Annotated in this window: 23 protein-coding genes; 20 read left to right on the forward strand and 3 right to left on the reverse strand. The window is 27.8% G+C overall.

Translation table 11 applies throughout. The features are described from left to right. The first annotated feature begins 198 nt into the window (after nt 1-198). The 16 genes from ACN6I1_RS04070 to ACN6I1_RS04145 all read left to right on the forward strand — a co-directional run bounded on the left by ACN6I1_RS04070 (nt 199) and on the right by ACN6I1_RS04145 (nt 17,014). Nucleotides 199-501 (forward strand): hypothetical protein, encoded by a 303-nt coding sequence (locus tag ACN6I1_RS04070; RefSeq protein WP_419742806.1) that lies wholly within the window; start codon nt 199-201, stop codon nt 499-501. A gap of 139 nt (nt 502-640) precedes the next feature. Further along, nucleotides 641-1,711 (forward strand): efflux RND transporter periplasmic adaptor subunit, encoded by a 1,071-nt coding sequence (locus ACN6I1_RS04075; RefSeq protein ID WP_419742807.1) that lies wholly within the window; start codon nt 641-643, stop codon nt 1,709-1,711. A 130-nt stretch (nt 1,712-1,841) separates the two neighbouring features. After that, nucleotides 1,842-2,327, forward strand: a complete 486-nt coding sequence (locus ACN6I1_RS04080) for a hypothetical protein (protein ID WP_419742808.1) — start codon at nt 1,842-1,844, stop codon at nt 2,325-2,327. A gap of 228 nt (nt 2,328-2,555) precedes the next feature. Then, nucleotides 2,556-2,741, forward strand: coding sequence for a hypothetical protein (locus tag ACN6I1_RS04085; protein ID WP_021429319.1), 186 nt, complete (start codon nt 2,556-2,558; stop codon nt 2,739-2,741). A gap of 35 nt (nt 2,742-2,776) precedes the next feature. After that, nucleotides 2,777-3,469 carry an iron-sulfur cluster assembly scaffold protein gene (locus ACN6I1_RS04090; RefSeq protein WP_419742809.1) on the forward strand — a complete coding sequence of 231 codons (693 nt, stop codon included), beginning with the start codon at nt 2,777-2,779 and terminating at the stop codon, nt 3,467-3,469. Between the two features lie 22 nt (nt 3,470-3,491). After that, on the forward strand, nt 3,492-4,490 hold the full coding sequence (locus ACN6I1_RS04095) for a GGGtGRT protein (RefSeq protein WP_419742810.1): 999 nt from the start codon (nt 3,492-3,494) through the stop codon (nt 4,488-4,490). A gap of 215 nt (nt 4,491-4,705) precedes the next feature. Further along, nucleotides 4,706-5,122 (forward strand): hypothetical protein, encoded by a 417-nt coding sequence (locus ACN6I1_RS04100; RefSeq protein ID WP_025162867.1) that lies wholly within the window; start codon nt 4,706-4,708, stop codon nt 5,120-5,122. 323 nt (nt 5,123-5,445) lie between these two features. After that, complete coding sequence (locus ACN6I1_RS04105; protein ID WP_419742811.1) at nt 5,446-6,675, forward strand: nitrogenase component 1; 1,230 nt, start codon at nt 5,446-5,448, stop codon at nt 6,673-6,675. Between the two features lie 119 nt (nt 6,676-6,794). Continuing rightward, a complete protein-coding gene (locus ACN6I1_RS04110) occupies nt 6,795-7,319 on the forward strand; it encodes a hypothetical protein (protein ID WP_419742812.1) in 525 nt (174 codons plus the stop codon). A gap of 135 nt (nt 7,320-7,454) precedes the next feature. Beyond that, nucleotides 7,455-7,991 carry a hypothetical protein gene (locus ACN6I1_RS04115; protein ID WP_419742813.1) on the forward strand — a complete coding sequence of 179 codons (537 nt, stop codon included), beginning with the start codon at nt 7,455-7,457 and terminating at the stop codon, nt 7,989-7,991. Between the two features lie 189 nt (nt 7,992-8,180). Then, nucleotides 8,181-9,002 (forward strand): N-acetylmuramoyl-L-alanine amidase, encoded by an 822-nt coding sequence (locus ACN6I1_RS04120; protein WP_419742814.1) that lies wholly within the window; start codon nt 8,181-8,183, stop codon nt 9,000-9,002. Between the two features lie 166 nt (nt 9,003-9,168). Further along, nucleotides 9,169-10,914 carry a potassium-transporting ATPase subunit KdpA gene (gene kdpA, locus ACN6I1_RS04125; RefSeq protein WP_419742815.1) on the forward strand — a complete coding sequence of 582 codons (1,746 nt, stop codon included), beginning with the start codon at nt 9,169-9,171 and terminating at the stop codon, nt 10,912-10,914. 25 nt (nt 10,915-10,939) lie between these two features. After that, nucleotides 10,940-13,000 carry a potassium-transporting ATPase subunit KdpB gene (gene kdpB, locus ACN6I1_RS04130; RefSeq protein WP_419742816.1) on the forward strand — a complete coding sequence of 687 codons (2,061 nt, stop codon included), beginning with the start codon at nt 10,940-10,942 and terminating at the stop codon, nt 12,998-13,000. 20 nt (nt 13,001-13,020) lie between these two features. Next, complete coding sequence (gene kdpC / locus ACN6I1_RS04135; protein ID WP_419742817.1) at nt 13,021-13,590, forward strand: potassium-transporting ATPase subunit KdpC; 570 nt, start codon at nt 13,021-13,023, stop codon at nt 13,588-13,590. A 15-nt stretch (nt 13,591-13,605) separates the two neighbouring features. After that, entirely contained in the window at nt 13,606-16,302 is a 2,697-nt protein-coding gene (locus ACN6I1_RS04140; RefSeq protein WP_419742818.1) for an ATP-binding protein, read from the forward strand. Between the two features lie 16 nt (nt 16,303-16,318). Beyond that, entirely contained in the window at nt 16,319-17,014 is a 696-nt protein-coding gene (locus tag ACN6I1_RS04145; RefSeq protein WP_419742819.1) for a response regulator transcription factor, read from the forward strand. A gap of 279 nt (nt 17,015-17,293) precedes the next feature. Here ACN6I1_RS04145 and ACN6I1_RS04150 read toward each other — a convergent pair whose 3' ends face one another. Then, the gene (locus tag ACN6I1_RS04150) at nt 17,294-17,713 is read right to left on the reverse strand and encodes a flavodoxin (protein WP_419742820.1); all 420 of its coding nucleotides are present in this window, start codon (nt 17,711-17,713) and stop codon (nt 17,294-17,296) included. A 197-nt stretch (nt 17,714-17,910) separates the two neighbouring features. Here ACN6I1_RS04150 and ACN6I1_RS04155 point away from each other — a divergent pair, with 197 nt between their 5' ends. From ACN6I1_RS04155 to ACN6I1_RS04170, 4 genes are all read left to right on the forward strand, one after another. Beyond that, on the forward strand, nt 17,911-18,630 hold the full coding sequence (locus ACN6I1_RS04155) for a viroplasmin family protein (protein ID WP_419742821.1): 720 nt from the start codon (nt 17,911-17,913) through the stop codon (nt 18,628-18,630). Between the two features lie 267 nt (nt 18,631-18,897). Continuing rightward, nucleotides 18,898-20,163 (forward strand): MFS transporter, encoded by a 1,266-nt coding sequence (locus ACN6I1_RS04160; protein WP_419742822.1) that lies wholly within the window; start codon nt 18,898-18,900, stop codon nt 20,161-20,163. A 107-nt stretch (nt 20,164-20,270) separates the two neighbouring features. Continuing rightward, on the forward strand, nt 20,271-20,495 hold the full coding sequence (locus ACN6I1_RS04165; RefSeq protein ID WP_419742823.1) for a small, acid-soluble spore protein, alpha/beta type: 225 nt from the start codon (nt 20,271-20,273) through the stop codon (nt 20,493-20,495). A 155-nt stretch (nt 20,496-20,650) separates the two neighbouring features. Further along, entirely contained in the window at nt 20,651-22,606 is a 1,956-nt protein-coding gene (locus tag ACN6I1_RS04170; RefSeq protein ID WP_419742824.1) for an ABC transporter substrate binding protein, read from the forward strand. A gap of 58 nt (nt 22,607-22,664) precedes the next feature. Here the strand turns inward: ACN6I1_RS04170 and tnpA are convergent, their stop codons facing one another. Both tnpA and ACN6I1_RS04180 read right to left on the reverse strand, forming a co-directional pair. After that, nucleotides 22,665-23,066, reverse strand: a complete 402-nt coding sequence (tnpA, locus tag ACN6I1_RS04175; protein WP_419742825.1) for an IS200/IS605 family transposase — start codon at nt 23,064-23,066, stop codon at nt 22,665-22,667. A 9-nt stretch (nt 23,067-23,075) separates the two neighbouring features. Beyond that, the gene (locus tag ACN6I1_RS04180) at nt 23,076-24,143 is read right to left on the reverse strand and encodes an FUSC family protein (RefSeq protein ID WP_419742826.1); all 1,068 of its coding nucleotides are present in this window, start codon (nt 24,141-24,143) and stop codon (nt 23,076-23,078) included. Nucleotides 24,144-24,255 lie beyond the last annotated feature (112 nt).

A 24,255-nucleotide genomic window follows, 5' to 3' on the forward strand; every position in this document is an offset into this window, starting at 1 on the left:
CCTAAATTAAATTATGTAAATTTATATAAAAGAATTATACCATTAAATATAAATAAGTAAAAAATAGAGTTAATTTAGATAATTCATAAAAAATTTTAAATTTAAGATTTATTTAAGATTTATTTAAAGTTCAGTTTATAGACTATAATTTTATCTGAATATATAATATAAATATAAACAACTAAGGAGGAAATACAAATGAAATCAAGATTTGAAGGGAATATATTAGGGTTTATAGGGGTTAATATTTTAGCAGCAATTATAATTTTTTTTACAATAGGAATAGCAACTCCATGGGCTATGTGTATTAAGTATAGATGGGAAATAGATAACACTACAATAGATGGAAAAAAGTTGCAATTTGTAGGAAGTGGAACTGATTTATTTGTGCATTATATAAAATGGTGGATACTAACTATAATAACTTTTGGTATATATGGATTTTGGTTATATATAAACCTAATTAAATGGAGAGTTGAAAATACTGAGTTCATAAATTAATGAGGATTTTATCCTCATTTTTTTGTGATTAAAGTTAAAAACTTGTAACCTAATTTAGAGAACAATTTGAATGACAAATTATACCAAACTACTATATAATAAACATATAAAAGACAAAATATACTTTGGGGGGATTTCTTTGAAAAAAAGCATAAATCTAAATAAAAAGAAAGCTATTATAGGTGGCGTGATAGTAATAGCTATTTTTATGGCGGTTTTTTTTGGAATTAAAATAAAAAACAGTATGAGCAATGCAAATGAAAAAGCTCAAGTTCCTGAAATATACAATGTTCCAGAAAAAGAAAAAATTATTATAGATGGAAAGGTTATGCCAGGCAAATCAAAAGATTTTTTTGCAGAACCTAGTAAAGGAGAGATCGAAAATATAGCAGTAGAAGATGGACAAAAGGTTGATCAAGGGCAGGTATTATTTACTTATAAAAATGAAAATGTGTCTCCGGAAATCGATAATTTAAAAGAACAGTTAACAACAAAAGAAGAGGAACTAAAAGTTATTCAAGATGAAACTTTAAAGAAAACCATGGAGGAAGAAATAACTAAATTAAATGATAAGATAAAAATAATTGAAGATAAATCTAGTTATTCAGTGGAAGCTCCTTTTGCAGGTAAGGTATATATAAGCCATCAAAACAGTAGTGAAAATGAGACTGCTCCAATTATGACATTAGACTCTGAAGATCTTTATGTAAAAGGGCAAGTTAGTGAACAGGATTTATCAAAGATAAATCTAAATCAAGAAGTACAAGTGATGGTAAACTCTACTAAAGAAAAGGTAAAAGGAAAAGTTACTTTTATCGGGGAGCGACCTTCAGTTGATAAAATTACATCAAAAAAGGATTCAAAGCAAGGTTTATCTTACTATGATATAAAGGTTAATTTTTTAGAAAACCAAGATTTAAAAAATATTAAAAATGGATTTCATGTTCAAACTACTATAGAGGTACTTAATAATCCTATAAAAGTTCCATATACTGCATTATTACAACAGGATGAAAAAAGATTTGTTTATAAGGTAATAGACGGAATTGTATATAAACAAGAAGTTAAAACAGGTGAGACGAATAATGAATTTGCAGTAATAACTGAAGGTGTAGGAGAAAAAGATAAAATAATAAAATCTGCAAATAATAAAAATATAAAAGAGGGAGAAAATATTTATCCTAGTAAAGAAAATTCAATGGAAGATTAGCTAGTTTTGTAAAAATAAATATAAAAAAATGATTATTTGTATAACATTTTGTAGAAAACATGCATATATATTATTAAGATGCTGATATTTATATATCACATTTAATAACAAAAAAAGGGTGAATAGATTTATGACATGCAACTACAAAAACAAGTTTAATAAATGTAATCCAGGTTGTAATGAGGAATGTTTAAATGACTGTAGTGAGTGTAGTAAGTACCAACAATTAGCTCATGAAAAATGTGAACAAGCTAACTGTATGATAAACAAAGCTAGTAGAGTTGCTCAGCAAGCTAAACAAGCAGAACAAAGAGCTGATTGTTTAAAACAACAAGCATTAGAAGAATGTGCAAGAGCAAATTGCTTATGGGAAGAATATAGAAGATTAGCTAAACAAGGTGAATCTTTAATGAATGAAGCTAAAAACTGTATGGAAGCAAGTGTAAAATGCTATAAAGATTGCTACAAAGACGACTTTGGATGTAATATGGCTGACTATGGGTATAAACCATGTTTAAATGAAAATAATGGATGTAATCACGAGTGTAACCATGAATGCAATCACGATTGTAATCATGTAAATAAATGTAGTCACAATGATAATTGCGAATGCTAATAAATAAAATTTATTAATTAAGAGCAACACTATTTTAAATATAGTGTTGCTTTTGATTTGTTATAAAGATTAAATGAGAAAAGTTAGAAAAATAAGAATATTAGGTATTATAAGTCTAATATTGATTTAATTTTAACGTAGTCATATAATAAATGCATAATAAATTTTCAAAAATTTTACTTTTAATATTTAGTTTAGATGGAAATCCTAAGTATGAGGTGATTTAATATGAAGGAAAACAATATCAAAAAAAATATTAAAAGTGAAAACTTACAAAAAAAAGAGAAAAGAATTAACTCTGTTGTAAACTCTATATTAAGCGAAAGTACTAGCAATTCAGATCCAGATGGACACTATACAGGATGTCCTAAAGGAGAGGCTATTAGACCGATACAAGATGTAGATGATTTATAAGAAGAGAAAAATTACACCAAGGAAGGAGATTTCTTATGATTTACACAACAGAAATCACAAATATGTGTAAAATAAACAAAGGACCAAACCATGGACCAGCTCCAATACCAGAAGAAGGTAAATGGGTGAAAGCAACTCAAATTACAGATATATCAGGATTAACACATGGTGTAGGATGGTGTGCGCCTCAACAAGGAGCATGCAAACTTACACTAAATGTTAAAGAGGGTATAATTCAAGAAGCCTTGGTTGAAACAATAGGATGTTCAGGTATGACACATTCAGCAGCAATGGCGTCTGAAATTCTTCCAGGCAAAACTATATTAGAAGCATTAAATACAGACTTAGTATGTGATGCTATAAATACTGCTATGAGAGAACTGTTTTTACAAATAGTATATGGTAGAAGCCAAACTGCATTTTCAGAAGGTGGATTACCTGTAGGATCTGGACTTGAAGACCTTGGAAAAGGACTTAGAAGTCAAGTTGGAACTATGTATGGAAGTCTTGAAAAAGGACCTAGATATTTAGAAATGGCAGAAGGATATATTACTAAATTAGCATTAGATGAAGATAATGAAATAATAGGATATGAATATGTTCACCTAGGAAAAATGATGGAAATGGTGGCTAAGGGAATTGAAGCAAATGAAGCTCTAGAAAAAGCTAAGTCTAACTATGGTAGATTTGATGAAGGTGCTAAATTTGTTGACCCAAGACATGAATAAATAATAAGGAAGGTGAACTATAATGGCTTTATTTGAAAGTTATGAAAGAAGAATAAATCAAATAACTCCAGTATTAGAAAAATACGGAATTAATTCTATAGAAGAATGTAGAGAACTTTGTAAATCAAAAGGATTTGATCCTTATCAAATAGTTAAAGATACTCAAAACATAGCTTTTGAAAATGCATGCTGGGCATATACAGTAGGAGCAGCTATAGCTATAAAAAAAGAGTGCAAAAAAGCAGCAGAAGCAGCAGAAGCAATAGGAGAAGGATTACAAGCGTTTTGTATTCCAGGTTCTGTTGCAGATGATAGAAAAGTTGGGATAGGACATGGAAACCTAGGTGGGATGCTTTTAAGAGATGAAACTAAATGTTTTGCGTTTTTAGCAGGCCACGAGTCTTTTGCCGCAGCTGAAGGTGCTATAAAAATAGCTGAAAAAGCTAATAAAGTTAGAAAAGAAGATTTAAGAGTTATATTAAACGGACTTGGAAAAGATGCAGCATATATAATATCAAGAATAAATGGATTTACATATGTACAAACTGAGTTTGATTATTATACAGGTGAATTAAAAGTAGTAAAAGAGAAGGCTTTTTCAAAGGGTGAAAGAAGTAAAGTTAAATGTTATGGATGTGATGATGTTAGAGAAGGAGTTGCAATTATGCACCATGAGGGAGTAGATGTATCTATAACTGGTAACTCAACTAATCCAACAAGATTCCAACATCCAGTAGCAGGAACTTATAAAAAGGAGTGCTACCAAGAGGGGAAAAAATATTTTTCAGTAGCTTCAGGAGGAGGAACAGGAAGAACTCTTCATCCTGATAATATGGGTGCTGGACCGGCATCTTATGGTATGACTGATACTATGGGAAGAATGCATTCTGATGCACAATTTGCTGGATCTTCATCTGTACCAGCTCATGTTGAGATGATGGGACTTATAGGTATGGGAAATAATCCTATGGTAGGGGCTACAGTTGCAATTGCAGTTGCCGTAGAGGAAAGTTTTAAATAAATTTTAGTGGGTGTAAAATAAAAAGGTAGTGATTAAAATTTTTAATCACTACCTTTTTATTTTTAAAACATTACAATTTTCTCATTTTATTATAAAAATAGATAATAGTATTTAATGATTTATATAAGTACTTTAATAGAAAAAAACTATACTAAGAGACTATCGTTCATAAATACAAATCAACTTGATATAATAGAAGAAAAGGGGGGATTATTGTGAATTTAAATTCAATGGATTGCAGATTAGAAGAACAAAAGAAAAAGGTTATACAAGAATATAGATTACATTTAAACTCTAATTGTAATTGGGAGTATATACACCCAAAAGGAAAGTATCAGCCTATTGAATACTTTTCACAGAAATTTGTGGAAAAACATTCTGCGCTTGCTATGGTGTTTCAAATACATAAACTTTGCTTTGCTAAGATTAAATATTTTGAAAACAACGTAGATGATTTTATACCATATTCATACTCCTTTAAGTCTGGATTTGAAAGATGTGAAATGCATAAAGTTCAGTTTTTATACCACATATATAGTCACTATATGATTGGAATTGCTGAACTTCAGGATATAAAAGATATAGATGAATTTAAAAAATTATGTGCTTATTTGGAAAGCTTTAAAAATTAATTTAAAAAAATAAAAAAATATGATTCGAATAAAAAAAAATGGGTATAAACAAAAATAAACGTTTAAATAAGTAATGTTAAATGTAAAAGCTTATATAGGGGACAATCCAATTATTGCTTTTGAAATTGTGAATATTTAAATGATTTAATAAAATTATATAGTAAAATTAAAAATCTAAATAGTATATAAATTATTTAAAATAAATCTTTTCCAAAATGGAATTCCAATATGTAAGCTAAAAATAGCTTTTAACTTATTTATACAATCTGAGGTTTAATGATTGTATAAAAATTTGATGTTGGCACCATTGGAGGAATTATATTATGGATGAAGAATTTAAATATTTAAAAATACCTGATGATAAAATAGGAATAATATGGACACTATCGTGTATAAGTGATATATGTGTAATTGAATTTGGAACGCACATAAAGACTCATCATTTTGTAGAAAATATAAACAAAATATGCAATGAGAATAAATGCAAGATATATTCTATACATATTGACGAAGAAGAAAATGTTTGCAATGTATTTGGGAAATTGAAAGATGCTATTATAAATTTAGATAATGATATTAAACCTAAATATATTTTTATTGTAGAATCTTCTCAGCCATGTATAATTGGTGAAAAGATATTAGATTTATGCAAAGATTTAAAGGGTGTTGCAAATTGCAAGTTACTACCTATAAATATGAGCAATTTAAATTATGACTATAATATAGGACGAGAATTTGCATTAGAATTTTTAGCTAAAAAAATAGTAAAGCATAATGAAAAAGACATGAATAAATATAACATAATGGGATTTAGTGTTGATAAATACAATTATTTAGCAGATATAAAAGAGTTACAAAGGATAATGAAAGAGCTATTTAATAAAGAAGTAAACACTATGTTTACAGTTAACTCTAGTATTGAACAAATAGAAAATGCATCAAAGGCATCATTGAATATAGTAGCTAGAAAAGAAGCACTAAAAGCTGCTAAATATATGGAAGAAGAGTATGGAATACCATATATTTATATAAATTTATACGGATTTAAAAATGTTATAAAATTTATAGAATCGATAAAAAAAATAGATGGATATAAATTAGATGAAGAAAAATACAATGATGAAATGACCCAAGTAAAAAAGAGATTGCTTCAAGTAAAAAAGAAATTTTATTTTTATAAAGGAAGTAAAGACTGTGCTATATTTGGGGATTTCGATACTGTTATAGGAATTAGTGAAATGCTAAAAGAATTAGGATTTAATGTTGATAGAAAAGAAATTATTTATAAGACGTGTGATGATGCAAACATTGTAAATGAGAAATTATATCTAGAAACAACCAAATATTTAAATGATAAAGAACTATTGATACTTTTAGGGGATAGGGTTAGTATCGATATGAGACATAAATCTAAGAAAGATTTACAAATAAGCAGTACCAGTTTAGATTTAGTTGATAAATGTATTGATACACCTTATATTGGTTTTAAGGGATGTATGTATATAATTAATCAGATTTTAAATATAGATATAAATAGTGAAATAGAAGCTTAGATAGCTTCTATTTTTTTTGTTTTAAAATAGAAGAAAATGTTAACAAATATATTATTTAGGCATATTATATATTACAGATGAAAAATCTGTAGAATAAATAAAAGGGTGTGTATTTATCTATGAGTTGTAAAAAGAATATGTGGAATAACTGCGAAAGTAATAAATGGGACAACGTATGCTACTATAAATGTAAAAATGGATGTTCTAAAAATTGTAATAAAGAAATAGCTAGAACAAAATGTCTTATAGATGATATAAGAGCTAAAAATAATTTATTAGGCAAAGACTTAAAAGATGCTAAGCAAAATCAAAAAGTTGTTAAATCAGCTTTAGATAATATAGATGATAATGTAGCTAATTTAGTTAAAGATATAGGACATATAGAAGATGCCTTAATTAATGCTGTAAAGAGCTTAAATTGCATAATTAAAGATTTAGATAATGCTATACCAGCACAAAATGCAGCACTAGAAGACATAAAAGATGCTCAAGATAAACAAAAAGATTTAAAAGATTTGATAGACAATTTAGAATGTGCTTTTGATGATACAGTAGAATGTTTAAAAGAAAAAGACGGAAATCCAATATTAATACCTTTGGATGATTGTGATGAAGAAAAACCAGACTGGGGTTGCGGTTGCTAGTTATATAGTATTTTTAGGAATGTAAATTTATTTACATTCCTTTTTTGTGAGATCAAAAAGTAAACAAAAGCAAGTGTTAGGCATAATATGGATTACAGGCTAAAAGCTTAAAAATTTGTAAGGGGGATTTTAAAGATGAGCTATAAACAAAATGGTTGGAATGAATGTGAAAATGCAAATAAATGGGAAAATGTATGTTATTACAAATGTAAGGATCATGGATGTGGTGGAGAAAATTGTAAAAAGGATATAGAGAGAACAGAAAATATTATAGATAGTATAAAATTAAGAAATGAAGAATTAGGCAATGATTTAAAAAATGCTAAAGACAACCAAAAAGAAGTAAAATCAGCACTAGTTGCAATTAATGATAATGTTGGAAACTTAGCAAATAATTTGGGAGAAATAGAAGCTGCACTAGCGCAAGCAGCTTGTGATTTGAAATCCATAATGGATGAATTGGAAAAAGCTGTTCCAGCACAAAATGCAGCTATTAAGGATATAAAAGATGCTCAAGGTAAACAAAATGATATAAATGTATTAGCTGATGAGCTAGAAAAATCATTTGAAAAAACTGTTAATTGTTTAAAGAAAAGAGATAAACCGCCAGTATTGATACCTTGGGATGACTGTGATGATGATTCTGAAGAATCTGGATGTGATTGTGATTAATAACTAAAATAAAAAAGGTGCATTCTAGTTAGATTGAATGTACCTTTTTTATTTTGATTATTAATTTGAGAAAATTTGGGTATGGACTCATAAAATGTAAAAAAAAATAAGGGTGTTGAAAAAAATGAAAAATTATGTATAATAGTTTGTGTAGTAAAAATTACATAAAAGTTAAAAAGGAGGAATATTTTGAAAATTACGACAATAAGAAAAGGTGTAGTAGCTGTAGTTTTATCAACAGCATTTATGTCGACAATGACAGTTTCTCACGCAAATAATTATAAGGTGTTCATAGATGCAGGCCATGGTGGAAATGACAATGGATCTGCTTATAATAATAGAATCGAAGATAATTTAAATCTTCAAATAGCTAATAAAGTTGAAGCAAAGCTAGAAAAACGTGGAATAGATATTATGACTAGTAGAAAAAGTGATGAATATGTTTCACTAAGAGAAAGAACAAATAAGTCAAACTTAGCAGATGTTGATATGTTTGTATCTATTCATCAAAATGCAGCAGAAGATACAACTACAAAAGGTATAGAAACTTTTTATTATAACGATGAAAATAAAGAGTTTGCAGATGTAGTTCAAAAAAGTTTATTAAGTAGCACTAATGGACTTAATAGAGGTGTTAAAAAAGGAAACTTACAAGTTTTAAGAGACAATGAAGCTCCAGCAGTACTTGTAGAGTGTGGGTTTATATCTAATGAGGATGAAGGAAATAAGTTAACAACTAATGAATATCAAGAAAGAGTAGCTAATGGTATAGTTGACGGAGTTGTTTCAAACCTAGGATTTAAAGATGAAAAAGGACTTAAAGTTAATAAAAATGTGGCTATAGCTTTATCTGATGGGGTTTGTGTAAGAAACGGAAGAGGTAGTATGTTTAACTCAATCGGATATTTATCAAAGGGAGAAAAAGTTGAAGTTTTAGACACTAAATTTGATTGGCATAAAATAAAGTTTAATGGACAGATTGGATATGTATCTAATGTGTATGTAAAATAATAAATATCATTTAAAAGGTTATCTAAGAAATTAGGTAACCTTTTTTGTTTGGAGTTAATTTGTCTATTTTTATCTTTATACAATCTTAATGCAGTAATAATTATCTTAACCTCCACTTTATACTAAAACACATAAAATGAGTATATAGAAAATTTAGGAGGAGATTATGAAGATGAGTATTGTAATTCAAGTATTTATTTTTCTTGCAGTAGTTATATTACTAGCAAAACCTTTAGGTATTTATATATCGAAAGTATTTAAAGATGAAAAGGTGTTTTTAACTAGGATATTAGCACCAATCGAAAAATTTATATACAAGGTGTTAAATATAAAAAAAGATGAAGAAATGAATGGTAAGGAATATATATTAAGTGTTATTTCATTTAGTATAATAAGTCTAATATTTGTATTTTTATTACAAATGATTCAATATATACTTCCATTAAATCCAGAAAAGCTAAAAAATTTAGATTGGAAATTAGCGTTTAACACAGCTACAAGTTTTGTTACAAATACAAACTGGCAAGCTTATAGTGGAGAAAGTACTTTAAGCTATTTAACTCAAATGTTAGGATTAACGGTTCAAAACTTTTTATCAGCAGCAGTAGGAATAAGTGTACTTATGGTATTAATAAGAGGATTTAAAAGAAGTAAATGCAACTCTATAGGAAATTTTTGGAAAGATTTAACTAAATCAACTTTATATATACTTTTACCTCTTTCTGTTGTTTTAGCTATATTTTTAACAACACAAGGTGTAGTACAAAATTTAAAACCTTATCAAGAAGTTAAGTTAGTTCAGAGTGTAGAAACAGAAAATAAGGGTGTAGTAGACAATCAAATAATTCCAGGAGGCCCTGCAGCAAGTCAAATTGCTATAAAACAATTAGGTACTAATGGAGGTGGATTCTTTGGTACAAATTCAGCATATCCATTTGAAAATCCAACTTATTTATCTAATATGGCGCAAGTTGTTTCTATAATTTTAATACCTGCAGCATTATGTTTTACATTTGGAGAGATGGTAAACGATAGAAAGCAAGGAAATGTAATTTTATGTGCAATGATGATTATATTCACACTAGCGATATCATCTGCAATGTATTTTGAATTTAAAGCTACTCCAGAACTTGCAAATAATAAGTATATAACAAGTGAATTTAAATCTGACCAGTCTGGTGGAAATATGGAAGGAAAAGAATCTAGGTTTGGAGTAATAAATTCAGCTATATGGGGAGTAACAACTACTTCGGCATCAAATGGATCTGTAAACTCTATGCATGACTCTTTTACACCAATGGGAGGAATGATTTTAACATTACTTATGCAATTAGGTGAGGTTGTATTTGGAGGCGTTGGATGTGGTCTTTATGGAATGCTTGCATTTGTAATTCTTACTGTATTTATATCAGGGCTTATGGTAGGTAGAACTCCAGAATATCTAGGTAAAAAAATAGAACCATTTGAAATGAAAATGGCATCAATTTTAATAATAACTACACCGGCGTTAGTATTAGTTGGAAGTGCTATCACATGTATGGTTCCAAATATAGACTTTTTCTTAACTAATAATGGACCACATGGTTTTTCAGAAATTCTATATGCACTAAGTTCTACAGGAAATAACAATGGAAGTGCGTTTGCAGGATTTTATGCAAATAATAATTTTATGAATATATTAACAAGTATAATAATGATATTAGCTCGTTTTATACCAATAGTTTTAATTATAAAGATAGCCCAATCATTAGCTAGTAAAAAAATAGTACCACAAAGTGCAGGGACATTAGCAACTAATAATATGCTATTTGTATTTTTATTAGTGGGAGTTGTTCTTATGATAGGGGCATTAGGTTTTTTACCATCACTAGCCCTTGGGCCAATTGCAGAACATTTGAATATGTTTTTTTAAACTTTAGTATAAGGGAGATATTATTATGAGTAATTCAAATAAAAGTTTTATAAGTAAAGATATTTTAAAAGATGCTATAAAAGATTCTATTAAAAAGTTAAGCTTTAAAGTGCAGCTTAAAAACCCAGTTATGTTTGTAGTATATATAGGATCAATAATTACTAGTTTAATAACTATTATGTCATTTTTAAATATGACGAATGACAATACATCATTTGCTTTAATGATAAGTATTTTTTTATGGTCAACAGTACTATTTGCAAATTTCGCAGAAGCTATAGCTGAAGGAAGAGGTAAAGCTCAAGCTAGTAGTTTGAGAGCTGCAAAAAAAGATGTATTAGCTAAAAAGCTAAAGTCTTGCAATAAAAATAGTGAGTTTGAAATGATACAATCAAGCTTATTAAAAAAAGGAGATATAGTTTTAGTTGATGCAAATGAGCAAGTTCCTGCAGATGGAGATGTTATAGAAGGAGTTGCATCAGTAGATGAAAGTGCTATAACTGGGGAGAGTGCTCCAGTTATAAGAGAATCAGGTGGAGATAGATGTGCAGTAACAGGTGGAACTACAGTAGTTTCTGATTATTTAATAGTAGAAGTAACATCAAGTCCAGGAGAAAGTTTTCTAGATAAGATGATTGCTATGGTAGAAGGAGCTAAAAGGAAAAAAACACCAAATGAAATAGCTTTACAAACATTATTAATTGCATTAACTTCAATATTTTTAATAGTAACAGTAACTTTATATCCATTTAGTTATTTTGCAGTAAAACAAAATGGAGTAGGGACTGTAGTTTCTATAACTTCACTGGTAGCTTTATTAGTTTGTTTAGCTCCAACCACTATTGGAGGGTTACTTTCTTCAATTGGAATTGCAGGAATGAGTAGATTAAATAATAAAAATGTTCTTGCAACATCAGGAAGAGCTATAGAAGCAGCGGGAGATGTAGATGTATTACTTTTAGATAAAACAGGAACTATAACTCATGGAAATAGACAAGCAAGTGATTTTATACCTCTTAAGCATGTAGACATGAAGGAATTTATAAACTGTGCAAAATTAAGCTCTATATTAGATGAAACCCCTGAGGGAAGAAGTATAGTCGTGCTTGCAAATAAGATACATCCATTAGATGATAATAATTCATCAAATAATGATATAGAATTTGTAGCCTTTTCAGCAAAGACTAGAATGAGTGGAGCTAACTTAATTGAAGATAAAATAAGAAAAGGTGCAGCTAGTGCTATAAAACAGTTTGTAGAAAAACAAGGTGGAAAATATCCAAAGGAATGTGATGAAATCGTTGAGGAAATTTCAAAAAAAGGTGGAACTCCTTTAGTTGTTTGTAAAAACAATAGGGTATTAGGGGTGATATATTTAAAAGATATTCTTAAAAAAGGAGTATATGAAAAGTTCAATGATTTAAGAAAGATGGGAATAAAGACGATAATGATAACAGGAGATAATCCTTTAACAGCAGCGGCAATAGCAGCAGAAGCTGGAGTTGATGATTTTTTAGCAGAGGCAACACCTAAAGCTAAACTTGATTTAATTCATGAGTATCAAAGAAAGGGGCATTTGGTAGCTATGACAGGTGATGGTAGTAATGATGCTCCTGCCCTTGCTCAAGCAGATGTTGCTGTTGCTATGAATACGGGGACACAAGCTGCAAAAGAAGCAGGGAACATGGTAGATTTAGATTCTAGTCCAACCAAATTAATAGAAATAGTAAAAATAGGCAAACAGCTACTTATGACAAGAGGAGCTCTTACGACTTTTAGTATTGCAAATGATATCGCTAAGTATTTTGCAATAATACCACCATTATTTTTAGGGGTTTATCCACAGTTGAATAAGTTGAACATAATGAATCTTAATAGCCCTGAAAGTGCTATAATGAGTGCGGTTATATACAATGCAATTATAATAATTGCATTAGTACCACTTGCACTTAAAGGAGTTAAGTATAGAGAGTTACCTGCAAGTAAACTTTTATCAAGAAATTTAATGATATATGGTGTAGGTGGCATTATAACACCATTTATATGTATAAAAATTATAGACATGATTATAGGTACAATTTTATAATATGATAAGGAGATTGAGATATGAAATATATAAAAAGAGCATCGTTAATATTTTTAATTATGACAGTCATAACTGGGGTTATATATCCATTAACAATAACTGCTTTTGCTCAAATATTTGTACCAAATAAAGCAAATGGTAGTATAATTGAAGAAAACGATAAAAAGATAGGATCAAAACTTATCGGGCAAAACTTTACAGATCCAAAATATTTCTGGTCAAGACCATCAGAAACGCAAGATTATCCATACAATCCGTTAGGGTCTTCTGGAAGCAATATGTCTCCAACTGGGGAAAATTTTAAAAAAGTATTAAATGAAAGAATAAAAATGTATAAAAAATATGATGAAAAAAATACAGAAAAAATTCCTGTAGATTTGGTAACTGCATCAGCAAGTGGGTTAGATCCAGATATATCTTTAAGGGGAGCTAAGTACCAAGTTGATAGAGTTTCTAAGTATAGTAAAGTTTCTAAAGAAAAATTATTAGAACTTATAGATAAAAATACAAATTCTAAGCTTATAGGTATGTTTGGAGAACCTACAGTAAATGTATTACAGCTTAATCTAGATTTGGAAAAAATTAAATAATTAGTAGGGGGATTTATGAATAGACCAGATCCGGAAAGTTTATTAAATAAAATAAATAAAGAAGAGAAAAGTCAAAAAAGAGGTCAATTAAAAATTTTCTTTGGATATGCAGCAGGAGTAGGTAAAACCTACTCCATGCTTGAGTCTGCACATAGTTTAAAAGAAAGTGGAATAGACGTAGTAGTAGGATATATAGAACCTCACTCTAGGAAAGAAACACTAGCATTGCTAGATGGATTAGAGGTACTTGAATTAAAATATATAAAATATAAAACTATAGATTTAAAAGAATTTAACTTAGATTTAGCACTTAAAAGAAAACCAGAGGTTATACTAGTAGATGAACTAGCACACACAAATGCTAAGGGGTGTAGACATAGTAAAAGATGGCAAGATATAGAGGAACTTTTAATAGCTGGGATAGACGTATATACAACTGTAAATGTACAACATTTAGAAAGTTTAAATGATATAATTGAAATTGTAGCTAATGTTTCAGTTAAAGAAACTATACCTGATAAGTTAATTGATATTTCATCACAATTAGAACTTATAGATGTAGAGCCAGATGTTTTGCTCGAAAGGTTTAACCAAGGTAAAATATATAAAAAAGAGCAAGCTATAAAGGCACAAGAAAACTTTTTTTTAAAAGAAAACTTAGTAGCATTAAGAGAATTAGCTTTAAGAAAAACGGCTGAAAAAGTTAATAAAGAAGTTGAAATAACTAGGCTATCAAAAGGTGGAGTAGAAGTGTTACCGACAAGTGAGACTATTCTTGTTTGTATATCTCCATCACCATCTACTGCTAAGTTAATAAGAACTGCATCTAGAATTTCTCAATCATCTTTATCAAGGGTAATTGCTATTTATATAAAAGACCCTAATAAAGAAGAATTATCTAAAGAAGCAAAAGCTCAGCTAGAGTCTAACTTAGAACTTGCAAAAAAGTTAGGAGCAGAAGTTGTATTATTACATGGAGATAATATGATAGAAGATATACTAAGATATTCTAAAATGAGAAATGTAACTAAAATTATAATTGGAAGAAATCATAGAAAACATAGTGTATTTTCAAGATTTGTAAAAAGAGATGTAGTTGATAAATTAATTGATGAGGCCGATCATATAGATGTGCATGTAATACCATATAAAGGTGAAAAAAGTAGAAATTATAGACCTAAAAAACAAAATGGATTTATTTCTAAATTTAAAATTAGTGGAATAGATATAGTTAAAATTTTTATAATAACAATAATAACAACACTTATTGCACATATGTTAAAAAGTGCTGGATTTATACAAGAAAATATATATTTAATGTATATGTTAGATATAGCATTAATATCTGTATTTACAAATGGATATGGAACAGGTATAATAAGTTCAATTTTAAATATAATTTTATTAAACTACTTATTTACAAGCCCACTATATACGCTAGATATAGATGATACTAACTATATAATTACTTTATTTGTATTTTGTATAGTTGGTATAATAACTTCATCACTTACATCAAGAATAAAGCAGCAAGTAGAAATTTATTCAAAGCGTGAACAAAACACACAGATGTTATATAAAGTTGGAAGAAGTTTTTTAAGATTATCAAATAAAGAAGATATTATAAATACTGGTTTGGAGCTTTTATCAATTGGATTAAATAAAAATGTTGCGTGCTATGTAAGTGATAAAAATAAAAAGCAGTTAAATCTTTATAAAAACATAAAAAACAAACAAGACGAAGAATTTTTTATAAATGATTCTGAAAAAGCTGTTGCAACCTGGGCTTTTAATAATGATTCTATAGCAGGTACAGGTACAGATACTTTGCCAGGATCAAATGGATTTTATATGCCAATAATTGGAATGAGCGAAACGCTAGGAGTGATAGGGGTAGCTTGTATTGATAAAAAGCTTGATAATGAAGATATATGTTTAATTGAAGCAGTAATTGCTCAAATGGCAATAGCATTAGAAAGGGAAATTTTATCAGAAGTTCAAAAAGAGGCTAGTCTTGAAATAGAAAGTGAAAGGTTAAGAAGTAGTTTATTACGAGCTATTTCCCATGATTTAAGAACACCACTTGCTGGAATAAGTGGAGCTGTGAGTACTATAATTAAAAATAAAAGCTTGATAGATGAAAGCATTATTGATGAGTTATTAAATGGAGTATTTGAAGATACACAATGGTTAATTAGATTAGTAGAGAATTTACTTAGTATGACTAGGATAGATGAAGGTAAACTGGAGGTAACTAAAAATCCAGAAATAGTTGAAGAGGTTATTTCACAATCTTTATCTCATATAAAAAAGAGAATTCAAGATATAAAAATTAAAATAGAAATGCCAGATAAAATAATTTTTGTTCCAATGGATGCAAAGCTTATAGAACAAGTCTTTATAAACTTAATTGATAATGCTATAAAGTATTCAAATGGAGCATGTGAAATTAAAATAAGTGTATATGAATTAGGTAATAATGTAGCATTTGAAGTTATAGATAATGGACCTGGAATTAATGAGAAAGTAATAGACAATATATTTGATAGATTTTTTACTGGAGAATTAAATTATTCAGATTCAAGAAAAGGAGTAGGTCTTGGACTATCAATTTGTAAATCAATAATAAATGCTCATAAAGGTGAAATAAGTGTTAAAAACAACTTAAATAAAGGTGCAACTTTCAAATTTACATTGCCTAAGGAAGAGTAATTGAATGGGGGACAATATGAATAAGCATAGTATTTTAATTGTTGAAGATGATTATACAATTCGCAAATTTATAAATACATCTCTTGCAACTCAAGGCTATATAATAAAAGAAGCAATAAATGGAAAAGAAGGAATATCGCTAGCTATGTCACATTCTCCAGATGTTATATTGCTAGATTTAGGTTTAGGAGATATGGATGGAATAGAAGTAATAAAAAATATAAGAAACTTATCCGATGTTCCTATAATTGTAGTATCAGCAAGAGAACAAGATAGAGAAAAAGTAGATGCATTTGATATGGGGGCGGATGATTATATAACTAAGCCATTTTCAATAGCAGAATTACTAGCAAGAGTTAGAGTAGCTATTAGACACTCTGAAAAAAATAAACCAAAGATAAACTCAAAAACTGATTTTGAATACAAAAGTTTATTTATAGATTTTGAAAAAAGAAAAGTTAGTATTGATGGGGAAGAGATACATCTAACACCTAGTGAGTATGATATATTGTCATTACTTGTAAAATATCATGGAAAAGTTTTAACTCATAAATTTATTGCAAAAGAAATATGGGGAAGTGCACTTGGAAGTGAAATAAAATCATTAAGAGTATTTATGGCCACATTAAGAAGAAAAATAGAAAAAGAGCCAGCTAATCCTGAATATATAATAACTGAAATTGGGGTAGGATACAAATTAAATGATGAATAACAAAAAGGACTGTTCAATTGATAAATTGGGGGACAGTCCTTTTTGAAATTTGTTTGTTTTAGGAAATATACAATATTTTAAAATATAGGCTACTTATGAGCTGAGTGAAATGATATTAATTATCATTTGCTCTAATATAATGATAATTGTTTTCAATTAAAAAGTCAATATTAAATTGAGCAAATTAAAAAAACTTAATATAAAAAATAGAGCTAATTTTTTAGCTCTATTTTTATGAACATAATAATTTTAGGATACATTTATTGGCTTTTAAAAATTTTATAACTTAGCTATACTCTCTCCAAATTTAACACAAAGGTCTTTGTCCTCACCTTCAGGAGCTTCGTTTACTATTATTGATTCTAATGGAAGTTCAAATCCATATGAGTCCATTTGTTCTTCCCATTTTTTCATCCATTCACCATCGCCCCATCCATAAGATCCGAATAAAAATGCTTTCTTACCTGCACCTAGACCTTTTAAAGATTCTATGAAAGGCTCAAAGTCAACTTCTTCTAGATTTTCATCACCCATTGATGGGCAACCTAGGATTAATATATCTTCATTTTTTAAATCATCTACATTTACTGCCTCTACTCTTAAAAGCTCAGCTGACTTACCTTGGTTAGATAAACCACTACTTATAAGATTTGCCATAGTTTCTGTATTACCAGTACCACTCCAATATATAATTTTCATAGTTTTACCTCCTAAATGGAATTGATAATTAATATCAACTGCTTGATTTAATGATAATTGTTTTCAATTACTGTGTCAATATAAAAAGTTAAAATATAGTAAAAAAGTTTAAAAAGTTTATAAAATATTTGATAAATTAATAGATTCATAATAATATTAAATTATAGACAAGGAAACTAAAGATAGGAGAGTATGCTGTGAGTAAAAAATTTTATGCAGTTAAAGTAGGAAAAAAACCGGGAGTTTATACAACTTGGGATGAATGTAAAGAACAGGTTAATAAATTTCCAGGTTCTATATATAAGAGTTTTAAAACGTTAGAAGAAGCTGAACAATTTGCAGGAATAAAGGTAGAAAATATATCAAAGAAATCTAAAACTAATGTTAAAAGTAAATTAATATCAGAATCTAAAGATAAAGAATTAAAGCCAATAAAAAGTAAAGCAAATGTAGATTACTTTGAAAACTACATTGAACCAGAAGATATAAAATGTAATTATGACATGATAGCTTTCGTCGATGGAAGTTATGATAGAGTATCAAAAACTTTTGGATCAGGTATTGCAGTAATTGATATTGAAAAAAATTCAATTCAAGAATATAAAACAGCAGGACATGATAAGTGGGATCAATGGAATATAGTAGGTGAAATAGAGGCGGCTAAATATGCTATAAAATTAGCTCATGATGAAGGATTAAAAAAGTTATGTATATATCATGATTTAAAAAATATTTCACTTTGGGCAGCGGGGACTTGGCAAGCTAAAAATGAATACACTCAATCATATGTTAGATTTGTAGAAGAGTATAGTAAAGATTTATCAATAACATTTATAAAAGTTAAAGGGCATAGTTGTAATAAATATAATGATATAGCAGATAGATTAGCTAGAGAAGCAATAGAAGAATATTTATAAATAATAAAAAAATATAGCTAGAAAGGGCTACTTTTATGTAGGCCTTTTTTAGTTTTAAGGAAATTATTATTTGCATTTTAGAATAATTAAAATATTTAAAAAATTAATAATGGAATATATAAATTGATAAAATTAATAAAATTAATGCTTAAAATTGAATAAATTAAAAATTAAATTGAATAATTTAAGTGAATTAGTGACAAATATTACTCTCGTGTATATACTTATAGCATAAATAAAAAATTAAAACTAAAAGGCGGGTTAATTGTGGATAGTATAAAAAGCTTTGAAAAACCTAAAAAATTATGGAATAAAAACTTTTTTTTATTGTGGCAAGGTCAGTTAGTTTCGTGTCTTGGGGACGCATTTTACTCTATGGCTTTAGGGTTTTGGGTTCTAGATAAAACAGGGTCATCATCTATAATGGGAATATTGATGGCAGCTATAAGCTTACCTAGAATTATAATTGGGCCTTTTGCAGGAGTCATAGTAGATAGATTTGATAGAAAAAAGATGATAATTTTAGGAGATCTAATAAGGGGAATAGGAATTTTATTTGTAGGGTATGCAGCATATAAAAACATATTAGAAGTTTGGATGGTTATTTTAATTGGAGTAATATGTGGTATATGTTCTGCATTTTTCAATCCGGCAATAAGTTCAGTTATTCCAGATTTAGTTTCTAATGATAACATAGTAAAAGCAAACTCAGCACAGCAAATGGCAGTGTCAACAACAAGTCTAGTAGGTAGCCTATCAGGTGGGTTTATATATTCAATTCTTGGAGCTTCAGTAATGTTTATATTTAATGGAATAAGTTATATTATATCAACTGTAACTGAAATGTTTATAAGTATACCTAAAGTAGAGCAAAAAGAATCAAAATTGACATTTAGAGAAGATTTTAAAGAAGGACTAAACTTTACATTTGGTTTTAGGGGATTAGTGGTATTGCTTGCTGTATGTTTTGCGTTAAATTTTTTCTTTGCTATTTTTTCTATACTTTTAAGACCATGGTTTATGATGGAAGAATCTTTGGGAGTGGCAAGATATGGAGTTATATCTGCTTTCCAAAGTATAGGGATGATTGTAGCAAGTATATTACTTACAAATATAAATATAAAAGCTGAAAATAGAGCTAAAACAATGCTTATATCATTATTTTTAACTATTATTTTTTTCTTTTTAGGAGTACTTATAAATAAATTTTATGTAATGTGTGTATGTTTTTCTTTTGGGTTATTTTTTAATACAATATCAAATACAGTTATGATGTCATCGATGATGGTTACTGTGCCACAAGATATGAGAGGAAAAGTGATGAGTATAGTTATGACTTGTTCTATAGCTATACAACCAATAGGAACATTAATAGGTGGAGTTCTTGGTGATATTTTTTATCCAAGAAGCATTATGATAGGTTGTTTTTTAATTTGCATGATAGGATGTGTACCTTTATTTTTTAGCAAAAGTACAAAGAAAGTTTTAAACTATAATCCGGAAATCCAAAATTTAGAAGATATAAAAAGGTAAAATATTAATAAATTTTAAAATATACAGTTGATTAACATAAAATGCATAATAATACTTTTTAAAACTGTAAAAATTATAGATAATTACAGTTTAAGGAGGTAATTTTTATGACAAATAAACCGTTAGTGAGTAATGCAAAAAAAGCTTTAAATCAAATGAAGTTAGAAATGGCTGGAGAATTAGGAATACAAAGTGAACATATTAATGGAGAGAATAAAACGTCTTATGAAATCGGAGTTATGGGTGGAAATTTGGGTGGAATGATGAGCAAAAAATTAGTTGAATTAGGAGAAAGAGAGCTAATTAGAGAATATAATAATAAAAATAAATAATTAATTAATTGGGCTAAATTTTAGCCCAATTTTAAAATTGTTTTTTTATGTTTAAATTTGGAAATTACGAGCACGAGAAAGTAAAACTTGATATAATATTACTTGATAGGACAAATTCATACAAAAGATATTAAACAAGTAAGGGTTGGGGGAGAATGATACAAAAAAACAAAATAAACATATTATGTATTTTAGTTGGATTAGCATGGTTTTTGATTTTTAATACAACGTATGCATCTGAAAAAGAAAAGCATGTTTTATTTATAAGCTCTTATAATCCTAATGTTGAAACGTTTTCAGACCAAGTTGAGGGGATACAGTCTGGAATAAATGAAGATGTAAATCTTCAAATTGAGTATATGGATTCAAGAACATTTTTAGGAGAAGAAAATAAAGAAAAATTTTATGAGTTACTAAAGCATAGGTTAAGAAATCAAAAAGGGTATGATGCTGTTATTTTAGGGGATGACCAAGCCTTTGAGTTTGGCATGGAACATAGAGATGAATTATTTAAAAATACCCCAATAATCTTTTTAGGTGTAAGTTCTAATAATAATATTGAGTTAGCAAAAAAATCAAAATTAGTTTATGGAGTAACAGAACCACAATCTATAAAGGAAAATATAGACTTAATAAGAAAACTTCATAAAAACAAAGACATAACAATTGTAACTGATGCATATTCAAATTCTTTAAATTTAGATTATAACTTAGATGTATTAAAAAAGGAATTCAAAGATACAAAATTTAATTTGATTTCTTTAAAAGATATGAGTTTTGAAGAACTTAAAAAGAAATTAAAAACTTTAGGTGATAATGATGTATTGTTTGTAATGTATGCATATAGAGATAAATTGGGAAATGTAAAGTCTATAAAAGGTTCATATAAGCTAATTAGTGAAAGTACAAATGTCCCAATATATTCAACTATGAATTATGGAATAGAATGTGGATTTATTGGTGGGAAAGTAGTTAGCCATGCTGAACAAGGAAAAGCGGCAGGTAAAATAGCAAAGGAAATATTAGATGGTGAAAATCCAAAAGAAAAAATTATTGACGGGAATAATATAGATAAGTACATATTTGATTATAATAAGTTGAAATTTTATAATATAAATATAAAAAAATTGCCAAATGACTCTCAAGTAGTTAATAGTCCAATTGACACTCTTTATAAATATAAAGAAATGGTATATGGGTATTTGTCATTAACAATAAGCTTATTAATTGTTATAGCTTCATTAATATTATATACTGTAAAAAAAATAAACTATCAAAAAGAGTTAATAAAAGCAAAAGAAACAGCAGAGAATATGCAAAAATCACAAAGTAATTTTATATCTAATATTAGTCATGAGTTAAGAACTCCAGTTGCTGTTATAATGTCTGCAAATCAAATATTAGATATTAACATGAAAAAAGTTAATAATAGTTATTTAGAAAGCAATTTGAATAAAACAAATATAATAAAGCAAAATTGCAATAGGCTTTTAAGACTTACTAATAATATTATTGATATAGCTAAAGTTGATTCAGGATTTATGAACTTGAAATTAAAAAATTTGGATATAATATTTTTACTAGAAAGCATAGTTACATCTGTTATACCATATGCGGACTGTAAGAATATAGATATAATATTTGATACTAATTGTGAAGAATTAATTATGAGCGTAGATCCTGATAAAATAGAACGAATAGTATTAAATTTAATATCAAATGCTATTAAATTTTCAAAAGACAATACAAATATATATATAAATGTAAATGTAGATGAAGAAAAAAATGTTCTTGAATTTTCAGTAAAAGATACTGGAATTGGAATGAAACCTGAAGATTTGGAACGAATATTTGATAGATTTACGCAAGTAGATGATATTATGGTCAGAAAAAATGAAGGAAGCGGAATAGGTCTATCTCTTGTTAAAATATTTACAAATATGCATAAAGGTGATGTTATTGTAAATTCAAAACTCGGAGAAGGAAGTGAGTTTATAGTAATTTTACCTATTAGATTTATTGAAACTGAAAAAGATAATGATTTTGAAATAAACTCTTATAGTTCAAGCAACTCAAAAGCTGCAGTAGAATTTTCGGATATAAATTTTTAAATATATTAAAAAATGGCATGTATATAGGTAAAACTATATCATGCCATTTAATTTAATGTTAACCTCTTTTTTTCTGAAGTTCTAAGTACTCATTTAAAATATCATCGTCAATTTCATCTTCTGTAGTTACAAAAGAGGCTCTAGTCCAAAGACTTTCCAAGTGGTTAAGATGATCAAACTCACTTCTCAAAACCTTAGAAGAATTTACTTTGAATTTGACAATAATATCATGTGGACTTATATCAGAAAGAGCATTGACTTGAAGTTTACAGTAATCTTCTCCGCAATATATAGATAAGATTTGTATATTTAAAAGTTCTGCTTCAGACTTTATTACATCATAAAATCTTTTTTTCACCTCATCATTCTCAAAAATCTTTCTTCTATACCTAGGACAAAATACGTAATTGTACTTCAAATAGCTTATTCTTTTTTTATCTATCCTATATTTTTCTCTCATATAAATATATTACATATTAAATTTAAAAAATTCAACACTCTGATAAGTATTATTTAGATCAATACTATCGATAGATTCTTTTAATTTAATTAGGGATTCCCTATATTCTAAAACTCGCCCTAACAATAAAACGCTTAGTGAATTGTTTAACTCAAATTTACTATGATCTATATCTAGTAGCTCAAAAACTTGAATATGATTATTGTTTAGCACATTATCTAATAAATATTTATGTTGGATAGTAAAATTATATAAAAGTTCTTTTATATATAACTTTTCTTCAATGGATGAATTATTAAATTCGCCTAAATTTTTAGAAATCAAACTTAAAAAATCATAATAACTTTCACAAACAATTCCTAGATAATCTAGAGTATTAATTTTATATTTATAATGTTTTAAATGATTTTTAAGTGAATTAATTTTTGCTTCTTTATCTAAAGTTAATAAATTGGGTTTTATAGCCTGATTATACAGACTTAAATTTTTAATGTTTAAAACATCTAAACTAGATATATTTAAAATAATATAATCGGTAATTTTAAAGGCTTCTTTAGAAAAATTAAATATCAATTCCTCTACTTTAAAGCCTTGATTAATAGGTAAAATTAACTCATTTATGGTAATTGCTATAAGTGATCCCAATAAAATAGATGAAAGTCTTACTAATATTTGTGATGGGTCACTCATAGTAAAAAATAAAATTAAACTACCTGAAACTAAACTCATTAAACTGAGCTTTGTTTTATTTAAGTTAAATTTATAAAAAATAAATACATCTAAAGAACAAATTAATGCAAGTGAATATATATTCCAGCTGAAAATAGTACCTATACAAAATGTTAGTATCGCTCCTAATATATTTGCAAAGAATCTTTGTATGCAATAAGTTCTAGCGCCTGAAACCGTTGGAAGCATTGCGAATACAATTCCCACAGTTATTACGGTAGTTGATATTTTAAAATAATTAGTTAAATTACATAAATAAATGCCTATTATAGCTGATAAAAGAACTTTTAGAGCTCTAGTTTCATCTTTTACTGATAATCTTTGTAATGAAAATTTATTATGATTCATAAGTAGTCCTCCGATTAAATTATATTACAATATTGTATCAGTTAGATTGATTAATTGCAACGAAAATATCAGTTTAATATAAAAACTGATACTAAAAAACAGTCTTAAAATA

This window comes from Paraclostridium dentum, assembly GCF_048568265.1.
Classification (GTDB): Bacteria; Bacillota; Clostridia; order Peptostreptococcales; family Peptostreptococcaceae; genus Paraclostridium; species Paraclostridium dentum.